Source organism: Rhodopseudomonas palustris (assembly GCF_003226555.1).
Taxonomy (GTDB): Bacteria; Pseudomonadota; Alphaproteobacteria; order Rhizobiales; family Xanthobacteraceae; genus Rhodopseudomonas; species Rhodopseudomonas palustris_I.
In genome coordinates this window covers 1,140,465-1,158,738 of the sequence record NZ_QKQS01000023.1, presented here as the reverse complement: position 1 = coordinate 1,158,738, position 18,274 = coordinate 1,140,465, and the positions used below count along the sequence as shown (strand labels likewise).

Genomic DNA, 18,274 nt, shown 5'->3' with positions numbered 1-18,274 from the left:
ATGCTGCATCGCACAGCGCGGCAAATTGCACGCCGCGTCAGAGCGGCATTGCCAGACCTCAAGTGCTGATCCACACTCCCATCAACGACGGCCGACACAAGACCGTCGCTCACACGCCTAGGGAGTAGACCACCGATGAGAAGCCTGTCTCGGGCCGCCACGGCGGCTGTTACTGCGATTGTGCTCAGCGCCGCGCCAGCGGTCGCGCAGAAGAAATACGACACCGGCGCCACTGACACCGAGATTAAGATCGGCCAGACCGTGCCGTTCTCCGGTCCGGCCTCTGCCTATGCGGGCATCGGCAAAACCCAGGCCGCCTATATCCGCATGATCAATGATCAGGGCGGCGTCAACGGCCGCAAGATCAATCTGATCCAATACGACGACGCCTATTCGCCGCCGAAGGCGGTCGAGCAGGTGCGCAAACTGGTCGAAGGCGACGAGGTGCTGCTCACCTTCCAGATCATCGGCACGCCGTCGAACGCCGCCGTCCAGAAATATCTCAACGTCAAGAAAGTGCCGCAGCTTCTCGCCGCCACCGGCGCGACCCGCTTCACCGACCCGAAGAACTTCCCCTGGACGATGGGCTACAACCCCAATTACCAGTCCGAGGGACGGATCTACGCCCGCTACATTCTGAAGAACCATCCTAACGCCAAAATCGGCATTCTGTATCAGAACGACGATCTCGGCCGCGACTACGTCACGGGCCTGAAGGCCGGGCTCGGCGCCAAGGCCGACAAGATGATCGTGGCGGAAGCCTCCTACGAACTCACCGATCCGACCGTCGACTCGCAAATCGTCAAGCTGAAATCGGCGGGCGCCGACCTGTTGTACGACGCCTCGACGCCACGGTTCGGGGCCCAGGCGATCAAGAAGGTCGCCGACCTCAACTGGAATCCGGTGCACATCCTCGACATCAACGCCAGCCCGGTGTCGGCGACGTTGAAGCCGGCCGGCCTCGACATCTCCAAAGGCATCATCAGCGTCAATTACGGCAAGGATCCCGACGATCCGCAGTGGAAGGACGATCCGGGAATGAAGAAGTACTTCGCTTTCATGGAGAAGTACTATCCGGAAGGCGACAAGCTCAACACCGTCAATACCTACGGCTACTCCACGGCGCAGCTTCTGATCCAGATCCTGAATCAGTGCGGCGACGACTTGACGCGCCAGAACATCATGCGCCAGGCCGCCAACCTGAAGAACGTGGTGCTCGATCTGTCGCTGCCGGGGATGTCGATCAACACCTCGCCGACCGATTTCCGCGTCAATAAGCAGCTGCAAATGATGAAGTTCGACGGCGAACGCTGGAAGCTGTTCGGCCCGATCATCGAAGACGACGCGGCGATGTAACCGCGGAGCGGCCCGCCCGCGAAATGGCGAGCCGGCTCACCCGCCCCATACGGCTTCGGTGCGACATCACGCACCGGAGCCGTGCACACCGCGCGCGCCTCCTCGATTTGGTCGCGGCGGACTTCGTGCTCAACGAAGCCCCAACAACGCAGCGCCGTGGCTGTTTGAATACGTGATGAGATTGTAAGGCGCGCAGCGCTTCATCACACTCCGTCAACACCGACCTCGGGATCGTCCGCACTGGCGCAGTCGCAACCAATGCGGGAAACCGTCCAATATTGCACAGACACGCGATCCGAATCGGCATCGAATGTTTCAATTGTGCGAAGGGGTGGAAGCGTTGATTGGAGGCGCCGCAGCAGCGGCGAACCGAAATGAAGCCAGACCACAACAGCAACCGGTATTTCACCGTCGAACAGCTCGAGGAGCTCGCGGTCGCGAAATACATCGAAGCAGCGCTGACGCCGGCCGGCGTGGAGCGTGATGAACTGCTCGATGAAGCCAAGCGCTTCGCCAGCCGCGCCAAGATGAAGAGCTGGCTGATGGGCGAGATCGGCGTGGTGCCGCAGCGCCGCAATTATCACTGAGGCGGATCGCGAGCGCCCGAGCGGGCTGCGCCGTCATTCCCGCTTCACCGTTACTCCCACGGGATTGCGCTGACTTCGCGTTGCAGCCGGTCCATCGCGGTCATCACTGCAGCACCGGCGAATTCTCGGCTGGCTTGGCCGGGATCGACCGAGGCGACCTTCCAATTGGCACCGTTGGTGTCGTCGCACGGCTGGCACGGGCGAATCCGGATCGCTTCGACCTTGTCGCAATGGCGCTGGCCGCGGACGTCCTGGAGCAGCAAGGCCTCGATCTCGTCCGCGGTCCTCAACACCCTGGTCATCGCTGGCTCCTCTGGCGCTCTCGGCAGGCGCCGCATCGATCGCAGAGCTGTAACCCAAGGTCTTGAGATGGCTCAAGTCTGTGGCGGTTTCAGACAATCCGGAACCGGGTTTTAACGTTCGCTTTACCGAGCCTTAAACCGGCTTCGCTAGCGTCGGCCGCAACGGTCGGCGTGGACGATGCGATGGCGTGGGGCAGGAAAAAGACCGCCGAAAGGCGAGAGCCGACATTCGGCCCCGGTGAATCGCTCGGCGACATGCGCCTGACGCCGCAGGATCGGGTGAACGTGGCCGACGACAAACCGAAGAAGAAGCCTGCGGGCAAGACTGGTGGCGGAGCGCGCGGCAAGCGCAAGCCGCGCAAGGGCGTGATCGCCTCCGTGCGCCAGGCGATCGGACGGCTGGTGTATTGGAGCGCGGTCGCCGGCATCTGGGCGGTTCTGGCGGTGGTCGGCGTCATGGTCTGGGTCGGGGCGCATCTGCCGCCGATCCAGTCGCTGGAAATCCCGAAACGGCCGCCGACCATCACGATCGTGGCCGACGATGGCTCGACGCTGGCGGTGCGCGGCGAGCAGGCCGGCACTAATGTGTCGCTGAAGGACCTGCCGCCGTATTTGCCGAAGGCGTTCATCGCGATCGAAGACCGGCGGTTCTATTCGCATTTTGGCGTCGACCCGCTCGGCATCGCCCGCGCCGCGGTCGCCAACGTGCTGCACCGTGGCGTGTCGCAGGGCGGTTCGACACTGACCCAGCAACTCGCCAAGAACCTGTTTCTGACCCAGGACCGCACGCTGACCCGCAAGCTGCAGGAGGTCGAGCTGGCGCTGTGGCTGGAGCGCAAGCACTCCAAGGCCGAGATCCTCGAACTGTATCTCAACCGGGTGTATTTCGGCTCCGGCGCCTACGGGGTCGAGGCGGCGGCGCAGAAATATTTCGGCAAATCGGCCAAGGACGTCACGTTGGTCGAGGCGGCAATGCTGGCGGGACTGGTCAAATCGCCGTCGCGCCTGGCGCCGAACCGCAATCCGGAAGGCGCCGAGAAGCGCGCCCAGATCGTGCTCGCAGCGATGGCCGACGCCGGCTTCGTGACCGACAAACAGGCCAAGGCGGCGATCGCCAATCCGGTCTACACCGTCAAGCCGACCGGCGCCGGCACCATCAACTACGTCGCCGACTGGATCACCGAAGTGCTCGACGATCTGGTCGGGCAGATCGACCAGTCGATCATCGTCGAAACCTCGATCGATCCGAAGCTGCAATCGGAGGCGGAAGCCGCGATCATCGACGAGCTCGCCGCCAAGAGCGTGAAATACAAGGTGACGCAGGGCGCGCTGGTGGCGATGACGCCGGAGGGTGCGGTGCGGGCGATGATCGGCGGACGCAATTACGCCGACAGCCAGTTCAACCGGGCGGTGACCGCCAAGCGGCAGCCGGGCTCGGCGTTCAAGCCGTTCGTGTATCTGACCGCAGTGGAAGCGGGGCTGACGCCGGACACCATTCGCCAGGACGCCCCGCTCGATCTCAAAGGTTGGCGGCCGGAGAACTACAGCCACGAATATTTCGGCGCGGTGACGCTGACCCAGGCGCTGGCGATGTCGCTGAACACCGTGGCGGTGCGGCTCGGGCTCGAAGTCGGACCGAAGAACGTGGTGCGCACCGCGCACCGGCTGGGCATCGCCTCCAAGCTGGACGCCAACCCGTCGATCGCGCTCGGCACCTCGGAGGTGTCGGTGACCGAGTTGGTCGGCGCCTACGCCACCTTCGCCAATGGCGGGCTGTTGGTGTCGCCGCATGTGGTGAAGCGGATCCGCACCGCGCAGGGCAACAAGGTGCTGTATGTCCGTAGCAACGAGCCGGCGAGCCGGGCGGTCGATGCGCGCGCGGTGGCGATGATGAACACCATGATGGAGGAGACGCTGCGCTCCGGCACCGCCCACAAGGCGGATCTGCCGGGCTGGGTGGCGGCGGGCAAGACCGGCACCAGCCAGGATTTCCGCGATGCCTGGTTCATCGGCTACACGTCGACCCTGGTGACCGGGGTGTGGCTCGGCAACGACGACAATTCCCCGACCAAGAAGGCCACCGGCGGCGGCCTGCCGGTCGAAGTGTGGACGCGGTTCATGCGTGAGGCGCTGAAGGGCGACACGCCGCAGCCGCTGCCCGGCGGCTGGAGCGGCGGGCCGATCGCGAGCCCTGCCGCAGCAGGGTTCGGCGCCACCGCGGGCGGCAGCATCGCGCAGACCGGCCCGCGCGGCGAGACTCAGGTGATCAACACCGCCCCATCCCCTGGTTCTGGGCGAATGCCCCCGCCGAGCCGTGCCAACGTCCGCCCCGAGGCGGCCGCAGGATTGGACGGCTGGCTGATGGACCGGCTGTTCGGGCGGTGATGCTTCGTGCACGGTCATCCTTCGCGAAAGCGGAGGATCCAGTATCCCAGAGGGTTGAGGTCGCTCGTGCGCCGCGATGAGCGCTCTTCGATACTGGGTCGCCCGCCTGCGCGGGCGATGACGACTACGCCAACAGCCGCGCCGACCGGTCAGTCAGAGATGCCGTAGCGGTGCAGGTCGTTGCCGCAAGTGTCGAGCCAGGTCTTGGCGCGCTCCATCTGCGGACAGACTTTGCCGACCACGCGCCAGAACCGCGCCGAGTGGTTCATCTCGACCAGATGCGCGACTTCATGCGCGGCCAGATAGTCGAGCACGTAAGACGGCGCCAGGATCAGCCGCCACGAGAACGACAGCGAACCCGCCGAGGTGCACGAGCCCCAGCGGCTCGACTGGTCGCGGATCGACAGCCGGGTCACCTTGACGCCGAGCTCGGGCGCATAGCGGTCGCAGGCCTTCTGCAGATCCTTGCGCGCCTCGCGCTTGAGGAAGTCCAGTACCCGGCGCTCGATGTGTTCGGCCTCGCCGGCGACGCACAGGATCTTCTCGCCGGAGTCCCGCACCTCGGTCCACACCGTGCCGCGGCCGGTGCGATGCACGATCTTATGGTCGTGGCCACGCAGCGGCACCAGCGTGCCCGGCTGGAACGGCGCAGCCTTCGGCAGCCGGCCGAGACGCGCCGCGATCCACGCGCCATGGCGCTGGGCGAATTCCTTGGCGTCGGCGATCGTGCCGCGCGGCGGCATCGTCAGGATCGCTTCGCGGTCGCTCGGATGAATCCGCAAGGTGTAGCGCCGCGCGCGGCGGTGGCGGCGGATGCGGACGGCGAAGAACTGCGAGCCGTGCCGAACAGGGATCGTCGACGGCTCGGTGGGCCGCCGATAGAGAAGTGCGCGTGCCATGTCTGCAGGTCCAGGAAACAGAAGGTCTCCTGGAATCTGCCATAACCGCCTCCATTGGAAGCTCTCGGCGCAAAAACAAATCATTTGCCCAATATACAGGGCAAAGGGGATGTTGCACCCCTAAGTAATGGGGCTCGGAACTCGAAATTTCGGCGAATTTCGATTCAAATTGATAGGCTGAGAGGTGACTCACCCCTCACTACTTGCCGAACCCGTGAATCCAGATTCCCCCAACCTGCGCGAACCGGCAACAAATCGACTTGCGCTTGATTCCTCAGCACAAACTCATCGCCACCCCACGCATCATCCACAGCAGACACTGATCGACGACGTGGACTAATCACTCCGCCGCACGCGCCGGCACGTCAGTCGCCGACGACGCGTGGAAATCACAGATCCGCGGCACGATCTCCGAGCGGAAACGCGAGCCGTTGAACACGCCGTAATGGCCGACGCCCTTCTGCACGTAGTGAACGCGACGATTGTCCGGGATCGACGTGCACAGATCATGCGTCGCCTCGGTCTGGCCGAGACCGGAGATGTCGTCGTTCTCGCCCTCCACCGTCATCAGCGCGACGCGGGTGATCTTCGACGGCTCGACCAGCTTGCCGCGGTGAGTCATCTCGCCCTTCGGCAGCGCATGCTTGACGAACACCAGGTCGACGGTCTGCAGGTAGAACTCCGCGGTCAGGTCCATCACCGCCAGATACTCGTCGTAGAACTCGCGATGCTTGTCGGCGAGATCGCCGTCGCCCTGAACCAGATGGTTGAATAGGTTCTTGTGGGCGTCGACGTGGCGATCGAGGTTCATGCTGATGAAGCCGTTCAGCTGCAGAAACCCGGGATAGACGTCGCGCATGAAACCAGGATGCGGGAACGGCACCTTGGTGATGACGTGGTTGCGGAACCAGTCGATCCCCTTCTCGGCGGCGAGATTGTTGACCGCGGTCGGGCTGCGGCGGGTGTCGATCGGGCCGCCCATCAGCGTCATCGACAACGGCACGAACGGATCGCCGTTGGCCTCCATCACCGACACTGCGGTCAGCACCGGCACCGACGGCTGACACACCGCCATGACATGGACGTTGCCGCCCAGCGTCTGCAGCATCTCGATGACGTAATCGACATAGTCGTCGAGATCGAACCGGCCGGCAGCGACGGGCACCATCCGGGCGTCGGACCAATCGGTGATATAGACCTCATGGGTCGGCAGGAACGCTTCGACGGTCCCGCGCAGCAGGGTCGCATAATGCCCGGACATCGGCGCCACGATCAGCAGCCGGGGCTGCGGATGGCGCAGCGGACGCTCCAGCTTGCGTTCGAAATACAGCAGCCGGCAGAACGGCTTTTCCCAGACATTGTGGATCTCGACCGGGACCCGCATGCCGTTCACTTCGGTGGTGTCGAGGCCCCATTCCGGCTTGCCGTAGCGCCTTGTGGTGCGCTCGAACACTTCGCAGGCGGCGGCAATCGACTTGCCGAATTCGGTGTGACTCCACGGGTTCAGCGGATTTTTCAACGCGAGCTTGGTCGCGTCCGACATCGCCCGCGCCGGATTGAGCGAGGCGTGCGCCATCTCGTAGAACCAGTACATCGGCGTGGTCAGCGCCGGACTGACTTCCGCAGGCATCTCCGGCGGGCGACCAAATTCACCAATGACGACTGGCATCGTGCTGTGTCCCTCGTACCCTGTGCAGTGCAATATAGTGGCGGCTGGGTAGTGGCGCGTCAATCACAAGATCGAAATATGCGCTTTGCCGCGTAAAAAGTAAGCACGGGCGACCCACAGGCACGTCCGGAAACACCCTATTCGCCGCTCTGAATCAGCGAGCCGTGGCGCCTTGCGCTGTTAAGCATCGCCAGGAAGCTGACGAACGCCGCTGCGAACAGCACCACGTTGATCGCGAGCGCCCACAGCATCAGATCGCCTCGGAACTGGTGCTCGATCAGCAGCGCGCGCATGCCTTCGAACACGTAGGTCGGCGGCAGCAGCCAGGCCACGACTTGCAGCCAATGCGGCAGCACGGAAACCGGATAGTAGACGCAGGCGAGCGGCATCACGCCGAACATCAGGCTCCACACGATGCTCTCGGCACCGAGACCGTGGCGCAGCACCAGGCCGGAGACGAAGATGCCGAGCGCCCACGAGGTGAAAATCAGGTTACAGAAGAACGCGCCGAGCGGCAGGCCGAACCCGAACAGATTGAAGTCGAACAAGACCATCGCCAGCAGCACCATCGGCACGACGCCAATCGTGAGCCGAACCAGGCTCATGATCATCAGCGCGATCAGAAACTCGATCGGCTTCAGCGGACTCATCATCAGGTTGCCGAGATTGCGGGCCCACATCTCCTCCAGAAACGAGATCGAAAATCCGAGCTGGCCGCGAAACAGAATGTCCCACAGGATTACCGCGCCGATCAGCGTGCCGCCGGCACGGGCGAAGAAGCCGGCGTTCTGCGCCACGTAGCTCTGCAGGAAGCCCCAAGTAATCACCTGCAGCACCGGCCAGTACACCAGCTCGAACAGCCGCGGCCAGGACGAGAGCAGCAAGTACCAATAGCGCATCACCATCGCGCTGATCCGGTGCCAGGCGATGCCGTGACCAAGCTCGAGGCTGGCGATCAAACTCCTCATGATTCAGCATTCCGTACCCGGCCGCGGGCGACGTCGAGAAATACGTCTTCCAGCGTCGCGCGGTTGTAGCGCGCCATGATCGCCGACGGCGTATCGTCGTCCTCGATCCGGCCGCGCTTCATGATGACGACCCGGTCGCACATCCGCTCGACCTCGAGCATGTTGTGCGAAGCGAGCAGGATGCTGGCGCCGCGGTGCTTGCGATAGTTCTCCAGATGCGACCTGATCCAGTCGGCGGTATCGGGATCGAGCGAAGCGGTCGGCTCGTCGAGCAGCAGCAGTTCGGGCCGGTTGATCAACGCTTTCGCCAGCGCCACGCGGGTCTTCTGCCCGGCCGACAGCTTGCCGGACGCACGGTCGAGAAACTCCGTCAGGTCGAGATCCGCCGCCAGCTCGGCGATCCGGCCTGCCAGATCCGGCACCGCATAAAGCTTGCCGAACACCGTGAGGTTCTGCCGGACCGTCAGCCGCGACGGCATGTCGACATAGGGGCTTTCGAAATTGATCCGGCCGAGCACGTCGGCACGCTGCGCCGGCATCTCACAGCCGAGTACCCTGATCCGGCCCGCGGTCGGCAGCACCAGCCCCATGATCATCGCGATCGTGGTGGTTTTGCCGGCGCCATTGCCGCCGAGCAGCCCGGTGACGCCGCCGCGTGGAACAGCGAAGGAGATGTCATCGACCGCGCGGGTGGTCTTGTAGACCTTGGACAGATGCGTGACGTCGATCGCGGCGGCCGAGACCGTTTGCAACGCCGGCGCTCCCGGCTGGCTGGGACTGTCGATTGCCATGACGCCGCCTGTTTGACGATTGCAACGCCCGAGCGCAAGCCGCCGGCTGGGCAATCGGCCGCGGCGGCCTCAATTGTGATCCCCATCGGCCGACGCTACTGTCCGGCGCATGTCCGATGACCTGATCTCAGCCGACTTCCGCCATCCCCGCCGTCACGTCCGCCTCGACACCATCCTGCGGCTGCGATGGCTGGCGGCGCTCGGCCAGCTCGCGGCGATCTTCGTGGTCTCGGAAGGGCTGGAATTCGACTTCGCGGTGATGCCGTGCATCGTGATCATCGCGCTGTCCGGGCTGGTCAATCTTGCGCTGCAGATCGCCTTCAACCCGATGCAGCGGATGGAACCGATCTACGCGGCGCTGTTGCTTGCTCTCAACATCTCGGAGCTCGCGGGGCTGTTGTACTTCACCGGCGGCCTGCAGAATCCGTTCGCGTTCCTGTTTCTCGGGCCGGTCCTGATCAGCGCCACCGCGCTGCCGACCCGGATGACGATTTCGCTCGGCATTTTCGCCGCCGCCTGCGCAGCCTTCCTCGCCTACAGTCATCTGCCGCTGCCTTGGGCCGGCGACGAACCGGTGGCGTTACCGCAGATCTATCTGGTCGGCGTCTGGCTCTCGATCCTGCTCGCGATCGGGGTGACCAGCCTCTACACCTTCCAGGTCACCGAGGAGGCGCGCAAGCTCGCCGACGCCCTGTCGGCCGCCGAATTGGTGCTGGAGCGCGAACAGCATCTGACCCAGCTCGACGGCCTCGCCGCCGCCGCCGCCCACGAGCTCGGCACGCCGTTGTCGACCATCTTCCTGATTTCGCGTGAATTGGAGAAGAGCGCTCCGCCGGAGATGGCCTCCGACCTGCGGACGCTACGCGAGCAGGCAAAGCGCTGCCGCGAAATCCTCGGCAAGATCGCGCAGCTGTCATCCGCCGGGGCGCCGTTCGACCGCATGCCGCTGTCGACGCTGATCGAAGAGGCGGTGGCCCCGCACCGCGACTTCGGCATCGCGATCAAGATCCGGCTGGCGCAATCGGGCGAACCCGAGCCTGTGGTGATGCGCAATCCGGCGATCCTTTACGGCATCGGCAACATTCTGGAGAACGCGGTCGACTTCGCCCGCACGGCCGTCGAGGTTAATGCCGGGTGGAATGCCGACATCGTGCAGATCGTGATTTCCGACGACGGGCCCGGCATCAAGCCCGACGTGCTGCGCCGCATCGGCGAGCCTTATCTGTCGCGCCGCCGCAGCTCCGACGATCCCAATCGCGAGCGTTCGGGTCTCGGCCTCGGCGTGTTCATCGCCCGCACCCTGCTGGAGAGAACCGGCGCCAAGGTTGAATTCCGCAACAAGACCTTCCCCGACCACGGCGCCATCGTTCAACTGAGCTGGCCCCGGGATCGCTTCGAGACCACCGAAAAGACAGAAGAAACAATGGCTTGATCTCACCCGCGCGCTCCGGTCGCAGGCTCCTGCCCTTGGCAGCACGCTATCGCACCCCCATATTTTGTTGCACTCGACCAGGAGCCCACACCCGTGAACGCCATTCCCGAACTGAACGACCACACCGATCGCTCGCTGCTGATCGTGGAGGACGACAAGCCGTTTCTCGACCGGCTGGCGCGGGCGATGGAAACACGCGGCTTCGCCGTGACGGCGTGTGACAGCGTCTCCAGCGGCCTCGCCCAGATCGGCAAGTCGGCGCCGGCTTTCGCCGTGGTCGACCTCCGGCTCGGCGACGGCAATGGCCTCGACGTGGTGTCGGCGCTGAAGCGCGAGCGGCCCGATTGCCGCGCCATCGTGCTCACCGGCTACGGCAACATCGCCACCGCGGTCACGGCGGTGAAGATGGGGGCGGTGGACTATCTGTCGAAGCCGGCCGATGCCGACGACGTCGTCGCGGCCCTGCTCTCGACCGACACCGAGAAATCCGAACCGCCGCCGAATCCGATGTCGGCGGACCGCGTCCGTTGGGAACACATCCAGCGCATCTACGAGATGTGCAATCGCAATGTCTCGGAGACCGCGCGGCGCCTCAACATGCATCGCCGCACCCTGCAGCGCATCCTCGCCAAGCGCGCGCCGCGGTAAGCACGCTCCCTTCCGCTTAATCAGCGCAGTCATTCCGGGGCGCGAACGACGTTCGCGCGCCCGGAATGACGGAGGGTAACTACCCCTCCGCAAATCCCTGCGGGTCGCTGAGGCGGCCGAGACGCTGAGCGGCGGCGAGCGCGAAGCGCAGCATCATCGCCTTGCGGGTCGCGGCCGGCAGCTTGTGCTCCGGCGCCTCGCAATGCAGATGGGCGCCGTAGCCGTCGGCGACGATCAGCCCGGTGTCGGCCGGAAAGATCTCGCACGGCAGATCCTGGGTGAAGGCGAAAAACAGCCGGTCGCAATGCGCGCGGTACTCGGGCCATTTGTGATCCGCCCGCAGATCCTCGACCGACGACTTGATCTCGACGATCCAGATGTCGCCGCGCTCGTTGAGCGCGACCAGATCGGCGCGGCGCCCGGACGGCAGCGGCAACTCGCTGACACAGGCGAAGCCGAGCGAGCGCAGCAGCCGCTGCGTCCCGCGCGCGACGTTCAGCGCAGTCTCCGATTGCCGCAAATCTCGCGGCAGAATCATTTGAACGGCCTTCGATTCCATCGCGTCCAAGTCTAGCCGAACTCGGAGCGGGTGCCCAACCGGTCCCGCGGTTCCGGATTCGGCCGCAGCAGCAACCTGAGAACGGGCTTGGCGGGGGCGCCGGAGACCACCACGATGAAACGCATCACCTTCAAGAGCGCGCTGGCTGTCGCAGCGCTGGCGCTCCCCCTCTCATTTACGACAGCCGCGCAAGCGCGCCCGGCGGTGGAAGTCGCCTTCGTGCTCGACACCACCGGCTCGATGAGCGGGTTGATCGAGGCCGCCAAGCGCAAGATCTGGTCGATCGCCACCGCGATCCTCGACGACAACCCCGACGCCGAGATCCGGATGGGCCTCGTGGCCTATCGGGACATCGGCGACGACTACGTGGTCCGCCGCATCGATCTCACCACCGATATTCAGGATCTCTACGGCCAGCTGCTGCAACTGCAGGCGCGCGGCGGCGGCGACTGGCCGGAGAGCGTCAACGAGGCGCTGGATACGGCAATCAACAAGCTGCAATGGCGTCAGGGCAGCGACAGCCGCCGGATCGTGTTCCTGGTCGGCGATGCGCCGCCGCACATGGATTACACGCAGGACACCAAATATCCCGAAACTCTGGCGGTCGCCCGTCAGAAGGACATCACCGTCAATGCGGTGCAGGCTGGCGGCGCCCGCGACACCGCGCGGGTGTGGCACGAGATCGCCGACGGCGGACGCGGACGCTACATTCCGATTCCGCAGGACGGCGGGCAGATCGTGGTGATCGAGACGCCTTACGACGACGACATCATCATCCTGCAGAAGCAGATCAACGACACCGTCATTCCTTACGGCCCAGCGCCACTGCAGCGCCGGACCGAGGAAAAGACCAGCCAACTCGCCAAAGTCGCCGCGGCAGCGCCAGCCGCGGCCTCCGACATGGCCAGCTACATCAACAAGCGCGCCCGCAGTTCGTCCGAAGCCGTCACCGGCGGCGGCGATCTGGTCAGCGACGTCCTGGCAGGCCGACAGAAACTCGACCAAGTCAAAGATGCGGATCTGCCGCCCGACCTGAGAGCCCTGCCAGCCGAGCAGCGCGCCGCCAAGCTCGACGCCCAGATGACGGCCCGCAAAGCGCTGAACGACAAGCTCGCGGCGCTGGTGAAGCAACGCGACGCCTATCTGCTGGCGCAACGCGACAAACAGCCGAAGCCGGCGTCGTCGTTCGATCGCGAGGTCGAGGCGACCCTGAAGGCGCAGTTGAAGAAGTAACGCAACACCCCGGCTCTGCGCGCTGCAGGCGCGGCACGGAGGGTGAGGGATCTTTGACTCACCCTCCTGGACGCGGCATTGTCCGGCTATGACCGAGACTCAGACCAAGGCCAAGGCCGGCGCCGCGATCATTCCCGTTACGCCGTTCCAGCAGAACTGCACGTTGCTCTGGTGCGATTCCACCCGCAAGGCGGTGGTGGTCGACCCGGGTGGCGACGTGCCGGAAATCCTGGCCGCGATCGAGAAGACCAACGTCGCCGTCGAGGCGATCTGGCTGACCCACGGTCACATCGACCATGTCGGGGGCGCGGCCGATCTGCGCGACGCCCTCAAGGTCGACATCATCGGCCCGCATCGTGACGATCAGTTTCTGCTCGACAATGTCGTCAATTCCGGCCGCAGCTTCGGCATCGCCGGCGTGCGCGACGTCACGCCGGATCGCTGGCTCGAGGACGGCGACACCGTTGGGATCGGCGAACTCAGCTTCCAGATCCTGCACTGTCCGGGCCATTCGCCCGGCAGCGTGGTGTTCTTCAGCGAGGCGATGCGGTTCGCGCTTGTCGGAGACGTGCTGTTTGCCGGTTCGGTCGGTCGCACCGACCTGCCCGGCGGCAGCCATGCCGCCCTGATCCAGTCCATCACCCAGAAGTTGCTACCGCTCGGCGACGATATCGGCTTCATCTGCGGACACGGCCCCGGCTCCAGCTTCGGCCAAGAGCGCCTGACGAATCCGTTCCTGACTGGCGAAGCCTGATCCAGGCCCATCAAGCCTAACCACCCCTCCTGTTCCCCCTCCAGTATCGATCCGACCTGGCCGTGCTCGCGCGTTCGCAGCTGCGAACACGAAGCGACTAACCATGCGCGGCGGTGTCCTGATCATCGCCTTGAACCAATTGCGCCCTGCTGAGTCCAATTTTCGGCAAATACCTGGGAATCCTACGAGTAACATCCGGTTCCCCCGTTCTGTTACCAGGATCGGCCGTGTGCGTTCTGGGACCGGAGGCGTTATCGAGATGACAGTCGAGCTTCTCAACGAACCGCTCTCCCGTTACCCCGCATTCGACACGACCGATCCGGAGGAACTGCGGCAGGCGCTGGAAACGGTGTATGGCGCGCGGCTGGTCGACGCCCCGGTCACGGCGGACTTTCAGGCGCGCAGCAATTTCGTTCAGCTCGACGACATCGCACTCGGCTTCGGCGCCGGCATCGGCGCGATCACGGTGGATTTTCCCGAAGGCGAGTGCACGCGGCTGCAGATCGCGCTGGCCGGGCAGTTCGTCACCCGTAGCGGCGGATCCACAACCGCGATCAACGCTCGCCAATCCGGCATCATCTCGCCTGGGCGAAGCGCACGGACCGAATACGGACCGAGCTACAAGTTCAGCTTGCTGCGCGTGAGCACCACGGCGCTTGAACGCAAACTGACATCATTGCTCGGCTGTAAGCCGAAGGCATCGCTGGAGTTCGAGCCGGCCGCGAACAATGAAGCGCCGCAGGTGGTGAATCTGCGCCGGCTGTGGTGCTTCATGGCCAATCAGCTCAACTGCAGTCCGCTGCCCGGGGTCGTGCTCGCCGAGCTGCAAGAGGCGATCACCCTCCTGTTCCTGTCCGCCTTCCGGCACAATTACAGCCGCCAGCTCGAGCGCGAGGCCAACGGCGTGGCACCCAAGCATGTCCGGCAGGTCGAGGAATACATCGAAGCCAACTGGATGCGGCCGCTGACCATCGAGAAGCTGACGGCGCTGACCGGGATCAGTTCGCGCGGGATCTTCAAGGCTTTCCAGCGCAGCCGCGGCTATTCGCCGATGGCCTTCGCCAAGCGGGTTCGGCTGCAGCATGCCCATGATCTGCTGGCGGATGGGACGGTGCCGACCACCGTCACGGCCGCGGCCCTCGCCTGCGGGTTCTCCAATCTCGGACATTTCGCCCGCGACTATCGCGACATGTTCGGCGAGAAGCCGTCCGAGACGTTGCAGCGCTCTCGGCCTTGAGACCATGGAAATTTGCGGCCTTAGGTAGCAAATGCACCAGAGTTAAACATGGCTGATTTGGCCTGTTTTTGCCAGTGTGCGCCCATGAATGAGAAGGGCAACCGCTACGCTATCCACGCCTTGAAGGATCGCCGGGCCACATTGGCCGGCGAGATCCTCAAGATCGCCAAAATATCAACAAGCCCGCTGCCAATACCCCTTCCACCGCCGGCTGACCGGGTGCGCCATCGCCAGCCCGACCACGCGATGCGCCAGCGAGCCGTTGTCGAGCCGGCGGTGATCTTCCAGCCAAGCGGCATGGCCGGCGTACTGGTGAAAGGTACTTCGGCGAGACGGTGTGGTGCTGGCCATCGACCATGCGGCGCAGGCAGGAGAAAAACGACTCGGCTGATTGGTGCAAGCATCGCCCGTGCAGTAAGCCTGCGAATGGTTGATCCGATGAACCTGCCAGCCGGCGTGCAGCGCGTCCCAATTACCGGAGACAGAACGGAACATCGCCAATAAGATCAGCCGCGGCGGTTTTACAGCAGCGTTTTTGATCCAATGTTTATCGGCGGTCGGTTGCTCATCATTGCGGTTGGAGGATGCCTAATCGCTCTTTCCGCGATCGGTTCACCACGCAATAGCGTCAATAACGCACAACAGGAGGAGCAACGCCCCCCATCCAATAGCGCTCATGAAAAGGCCGACCGTCAGCCGCTGGCTATCATTGGTCATGTTACCGTGACCGCCGAGCGGGAAAATAAGATCGAGCCCGATTGGGCCAAGCCAAATTGCAAAGCACCCGCAAATCACGACGAAGCCGATTTGTGCAAACAGATTGGCATGGCGGAAGCTGCGAAGAACACCGTCACGCTTAACATAATCCAAGTAGGACTTGGGCTCCTCACTCTTGTCGGGCTGTTTTACACGATCCGCTACACGCGCATAACGGCCGATGCCGCAGTGGCTGGAACAAAGGTCGCGGAGCGCGCCCTCACTCAACTTGAGGCTCCATTCCTTGCCGTCCACTTCGTTGAGCAGGGGATCAACGCCAAGACCGTGCACGGGATTGTCTTCGACGATCTCAAGTATTGCATCAGAAACTACGGACGGACCCCAGCTCACATTGTTGAGCTGGACGACTTCGTGACTTGCCTCGAGATCGGCGCGCAACCCGGCCCAATGAACCCGGACAGGCGGGGCCGTCCGATGCCGTATGGCGTCATCGCCCCGCCGGATGCCGACACCCAAGAATTTAGCACCGTGACGCACGTTGACCTTTTCGGAGGGGAAAGCGGAAGAAGCATCGGCGACGTTGTAAATGTCGCGTTTTTTCAAGGGTTTGTACGCTACCGGGATATCTTCGATGACCGGTATATTTTCGGTTTTTGCTTTGTGTTCGATCTCAAGGGAAACCGCTGGGTTCTGATGGGCGGAGACGAGCACAACTACTGCAAAAAGGATGAAAGCCCCGAGCCACCGAATACGGCGGTGCCATCCGGCGACCCGCGCAGCGTGCGCAGCTCGCTCAACATGGCATTCCTCCGCTCCAGAAACGGATGAATTTTCACGATTGGTGCATTTGCTACCTAAGGCCGGAAATTTGAGACCATAGAAAATCGGGCCGCGTCAGCGCGACACGGCCCGATTCCCTGATGATGCGACTGGCCGATTATTCGATAATCTCGACCACCTTGTGGGTGCGCGGATCGACCAGCACGGTGCGATCGTTCACCACCGTATAGCGATACTCGCTGGCGCGGCCGAAGCGATTCGGCACCTCGTAGTAGGTCACGCCGTCCGAAGGCAGCACGACGCCGACGCGAACTTCATCGCGATAGCGGAACGAGGGGTGGCGCTGCTCGACCACGTAGTGACGGAACTGCGGGCGGTCGTCGACGCCCAGGATGCCAGCAACGCCGCCGACGACACCACCGATCGTACCGCCGACCACCGCGCCGACGGGCCCCGCCGCACGCTCGCCCTCGCGTGCGCCGCGTTCAATGCCGCCCGGAACGCCCTGGGCATTGGCAATGGCGGGCGCAGCAAGCGCAAGCACAACAATGGCGGTTCCGGCGAAACGATTGATCATGGTCAGACTCCCGTTCTGTGAAAGGTCGTCTGACAAGTCCGGCTCCGGCGATCAGTTCCGTACAACAGCGGACGGATCCGTGCCGATAATCCGTGCATCGTCGTGCGGAACCAACCGATTACTTCATCAGTCCCGCAGCCGTCAGGGCGCGCGTGATCACCGAGCCGACATCAAGGCCGCGCTTGCCATGAGGGGGCTCGGCGGAAGTATCGCTCTGCCCGGCGTTCGGCGGCGGCTTGCGGTTGCCGGCCCGCGCAGGCCCGCCGCGTCCCTCGTGACCCGCATCGGCGCTACGCGGTGAGACCACGGCCTTCTCTCGCGATCGCCGCTGGTGCACCCGACCGGTCAGGCCGAAGAACTGAGCGATGTGATAGGACGACGAAATACCAACATCGAGCAGATAGGCACCGGCGACCCCGTAGCGTTCTTCGCCGGCGCCGACACCAAGCGGCGTACCATGCGCCATACCGGTGATGGTGTAGGATTCCACCATCGTCTCCCCGCTCGAATTGCGCCAGATTCGGTGCGGATAGCCGTCGACCTTGGTCTCGGCTACCGGCGCGTCGGGCAGTCCGTGCAGATCGAGCCATTGCCGCACCAGCGCGTCGGCATTCGCAGGATCGACAGTGCGATCGGCATCGCCGTGCCACACCGCCAGCTTCGGCCACGGGCCCTTATGCGGGGTCGCGCTGCGCACCAGATCGCCGAGCTCGCGGCCTTTGCGCGCGGTGGCATGGCGCATTTCCTTGAGCGCCTGGCGCACATTGAGCGCCACGCCGTAAGGCAGGCCGGCAATCACCGCACCGCCGGCGAACACGTCCGGGTAAGTTGCGAGCAGCGCCGCCGCCATCGCGCCGCCAGCCGACAGGCCGGTGACGAAGACCCGCGCGCGATCGATCTTGTGGCTGTGCGCCATATGCTCGACCATCTGCCGGATCGAGCCGACCTCGCCGCTGTCGCGGCGGATGTCGCCCGGCGAAAACCAGTTGAAGCAGGTGTTTGGATTGTTGCTGCGGGTCTGCTCAGGTAGCAGCAGAGCAAAACCGTACCGCTGCGCCAGCGTGCACCAGCCGGCGCCGATCTCATAGCCGGCGGCATTCTGGGTGCAGCCATGCAGAACGACCACCAGCGGCAGCTTGTGCGTGATCCCTTCCGGGACGAACGAGAACATCCGGAGGTCGCCGGGATTGGCACCGAAAGCCGAGGTCTCGGTCAGGCGGCAGTCGGTCGCCGCCTCGCCTCCCCACCCTAACCCACTGGCGGATTGCATTTTTCGGAGCTGCCCGAGAAAATCGATTTGATCTTTGAGTGACACGGTCGCTCCTGGTCTGGGCCCCTGCCCTGGCTCGGCATATAATTGCTGCGTTGCAATATGGTAGA

18 protein-coding genes and 1 pseudogene are annotated in these 18,274 nt (G+C 64.0%); 10 read left to right on the top strand and 9 right to left on the bottom strand.

The genetic code is table 11. The features are described from left to right. Positions 1 to 135 precede the first annotated feature (135 nt). Together DNX69_RS17895 and DNX69_RS17890 are read left to right on the top strand one after the other, a co-directional pair. The gene (locus DNX69_RS17895) at positions 136 to 1,356 is read left to right on the top strand and encodes an ABC transporter substrate-binding protein (protein ID WP_110787268.1); all 1,221 of its coding nucleotides are present in this window, start codon (positions 136 to 138) and stop codon (positions 1,354 to 1,356) included. A gap of 374 nt (positions 1,357 to 1,730) precedes the next feature. Then, positions 1,731 to 1,943: a hypothetical protein gene (locus DNX69_RS17890; RefSeq protein WP_110787692.1), complete on the top strand. Its 213-nt coding sequence runs from the start codon at positions 1,731 to 1,733 to the stop codon at positions 1,941 to 1,943. A 50-nt stretch (positions 1,944 to 1,993) separates the two neighbouring features. Here the strand turns inward: DNX69_RS17890 and DNX69_RS17885 are convergent, their stop codons facing one another. Beyond that, positions 1,994 to 2,245, bottom strand: coding sequence for a hypothetical protein (locus tag DNX69_RS17885; protein ID WP_110787267.1), 252 nt, complete (start codon positions 2,243 to 2,245; stop codon positions 1,994 to 1,996). 183 nt (positions 2,246 to 2,428) lie between these two features. On the opposite strand from DNX69_RS17885, the gene DNX69_RS17880 reads away from it, so the two are divergent. Continuing rightward, entirely contained in the window at positions 2,429 to 4,630 is a 2,202-nt protein-coding gene (locus DNX69_RS17880) for a transglycosylase domain-containing protein (RefSeq protein ID WP_110787691.1), read from the top strand. Between the two features lie 149 nt (positions 4,631 to 4,779). Here DNX69_RS17880 and DNX69_RS17875 read toward each other — a convergent pair whose 3' ends face one another. The 4 genes from DNX69_RS17875 to DNX69_RS17860 all read right to left on the bottom strand — a co-directional run bounded on the left by DNX69_RS17875 (position 4,780) and on the right by DNX69_RS17860 (position 8,957). Then, positions 4,780 to 5,613 (bottom strand): M48 family metallopeptidase, encoded by an 834-nt coding sequence (locus tag DNX69_RS17875; RefSeq protein ID WP_110787266.1) that lies wholly within the window; start codon positions 5,611 to 5,613, stop codon positions 4,780 to 4,782. A gap of 256 nt (positions 5,614 to 5,869) precedes the next feature. Further along, positions 5,870 to 7,198 (bottom strand): polyhydroxyalkanoate depolymerase, encoded by a 1,329-nt coding sequence (locus DNX69_RS17870; RefSeq protein ID WP_110787265.1) that lies wholly within the window; start codon positions 7,196 to 7,198, stop codon positions 5,870 to 5,872. A 137-nt stretch (positions 7,199 to 7,335) separates the two neighbouring features. Continuing rightward, positions 7,336 to 8,166: an ABC transporter permease gene (locus tag DNX69_RS17865; RefSeq protein WP_110787264.1), complete on the bottom strand. Its 831-nt coding sequence runs from the start codon at positions 8,164 to 8,166 to the stop codon at positions 7,336 to 7,338. Beyond that, positions 8,163 to 8,957 (bottom strand): ABC transporter ATP-binding protein, encoded by a 795-nt coding sequence (locus tag DNX69_RS17860; protein WP_110787263.1) that lies wholly within the window; start codon positions 8,955 to 8,957, stop codon positions 8,163 to 8,165. The genes DNX69_RS17865 and DNX69_RS17860 overlap by 4 nt, the downstream gene beginning before the upstream one ends. A 109-nt stretch (positions 8,958 to 9,066) precedes the next feature. Here DNX69_RS17860 and DNX69_RS17855 point away from each other — a divergent pair, with 109 nt between their 5' ends. Both DNX69_RS17855 and DNX69_RS17850 read left to right on the top strand, forming a co-directional pair. Continuing rightward, entirely contained in the window at positions 9,067 to 10,389 is a 1,323-nt protein-coding gene (locus DNX69_RS17855) for an ActS/PrrB/RegB family redox-sensitive histidine kinase (protein ID WP_110787262.1), read from the top strand. Between the two features lie 93 nt (positions 10,390 to 10,482). Further along, entirely contained in the window at positions 10,483 to 11,037 is a 555-nt protein-coding gene (locus DNX69_RS17850) for an ActR/PrrA/RegA family redox response regulator transcription factor (RefSeq protein WP_110787261.1), read from the top strand. A 79-nt stretch (positions 11,038 to 11,116) separates the two neighbouring features. On the opposite strand, the gene DNX69_RS17845 is transcribed toward DNX69_RS17850, so the two are convergent. Continuing rightward, a complete protein-coding gene (locus tag DNX69_RS17845) occupies positions 11,117 to 11,596 on the bottom strand; it encodes an MmcB family DNA repair protein (RefSeq protein ID WP_110787260.1) in 480 nt (159 codons plus the stop codon). 114 nt (positions 11,597 to 11,710) lie between these two features. Between DNX69_RS17845 and DNX69_RS17840 the strand changes: the two genes are divergently transcribed. The 3 genes from DNX69_RS17840 (at position 11,711) to DNX69_RS17830 (ending at position 14,820) form a co-directional block, all read left to right on the top strand. Then, positions 11,711 to 12,829, top strand: coding sequence for a vWA domain-containing protein (locus DNX69_RS17840; protein WP_110787690.1), 1,119 nt, complete (start codon positions 11,711 to 11,713; stop codon positions 12,827 to 12,829). Between the two features lie 88 nt (positions 12,830 to 12,917). After that, entirely contained in the window at positions 12,918 to 13,583 is a 666-nt protein-coding gene (locus DNX69_RS17835; protein ID WP_110787259.1) for an MBL fold metallo-hydrolase, read from the top strand. 259 nt (positions 13,584 to 13,842) lie between these two features. After that, complete coding sequence (locus DNX69_RS17830) at positions 13,843 to 14,820, top strand: AraC family transcriptional regulator (protein WP_110787258.1); 978 nt, start codon at positions 13,843 to 13,845, stop codon at positions 14,818 to 14,820. A 174-nt stretch (positions 14,821 to 14,994) separates the two neighbouring features. Here DNX69_RS17830 and DNX69_RS17825 read toward each other — a convergent pair. Continuing rightward, positions 14,995 to 15,294: pseudogene (locus tag DNX69_RS17825) on the bottom strand (transposase); the annotation flags it as partial. A 19-nt stretch (positions 15,295 to 15,313) separates the two neighbouring features. On the opposite strand from DNX69_RS17825, the gene DNX69_RS26675 reads away from it, so the two are divergent. Together DNX69_RS26675 and DNX69_RS17815 are read left to right on the top strand one after the other, a co-directional pair. Continuing rightward, entirely contained in the window at positions 15,314 to 15,412 is a 99-nt protein-coding gene (locus tag DNX69_RS26675) for a DUF6471 domain-containing protein (protein ID WP_349626986.1), read from the top strand. Next, entirely contained in the window at positions 15,382 to 16,365 is a 984-nt protein-coding gene (locus tag DNX69_RS17815) for a hypothetical protein (RefSeq protein WP_133256024.1), read from the top strand. The genes DNX69_RS26675 and DNX69_RS17815 overlap by 31 nt, the downstream gene beginning before the upstream one ends. A gap of 109 nt (positions 16,366 to 16,474) precedes the next feature. On the opposite strand, the gene DNX69_RS17810 is transcribed toward DNX69_RS17815, so the two are convergent. Together DNX69_RS17810 and DNX69_RS17805 are read right to left on the bottom strand one after the other, a co-directional pair. Then, positions 16,475 to 16,894 carry a DUF1236 domain-containing protein gene (locus DNX69_RS17810; RefSeq protein WP_110787255.1) on the bottom strand — a complete coding sequence of 140 codons (420 nt, stop codon included), beginning with the start codon at positions 16,892 to 16,894 and terminating at the stop codon, positions 16,475 to 16,477. 118 nt (positions 16,895 to 17,012) lie between these two features. Further along, positions 17,013 to 18,209, bottom strand: coding sequence for an extracellular catalytic domain type 1 short-chain-length polyhydroxyalkanoate depolymerase (locus DNX69_RS17805; RefSeq protein WP_110787254.1), 1,197 nt, complete (start codon positions 18,207 to 18,209; stop codon positions 17,013 to 17,015). Between the last annotated feature and the right edge of the window lie 65 nt (positions 18,210 to 18,274).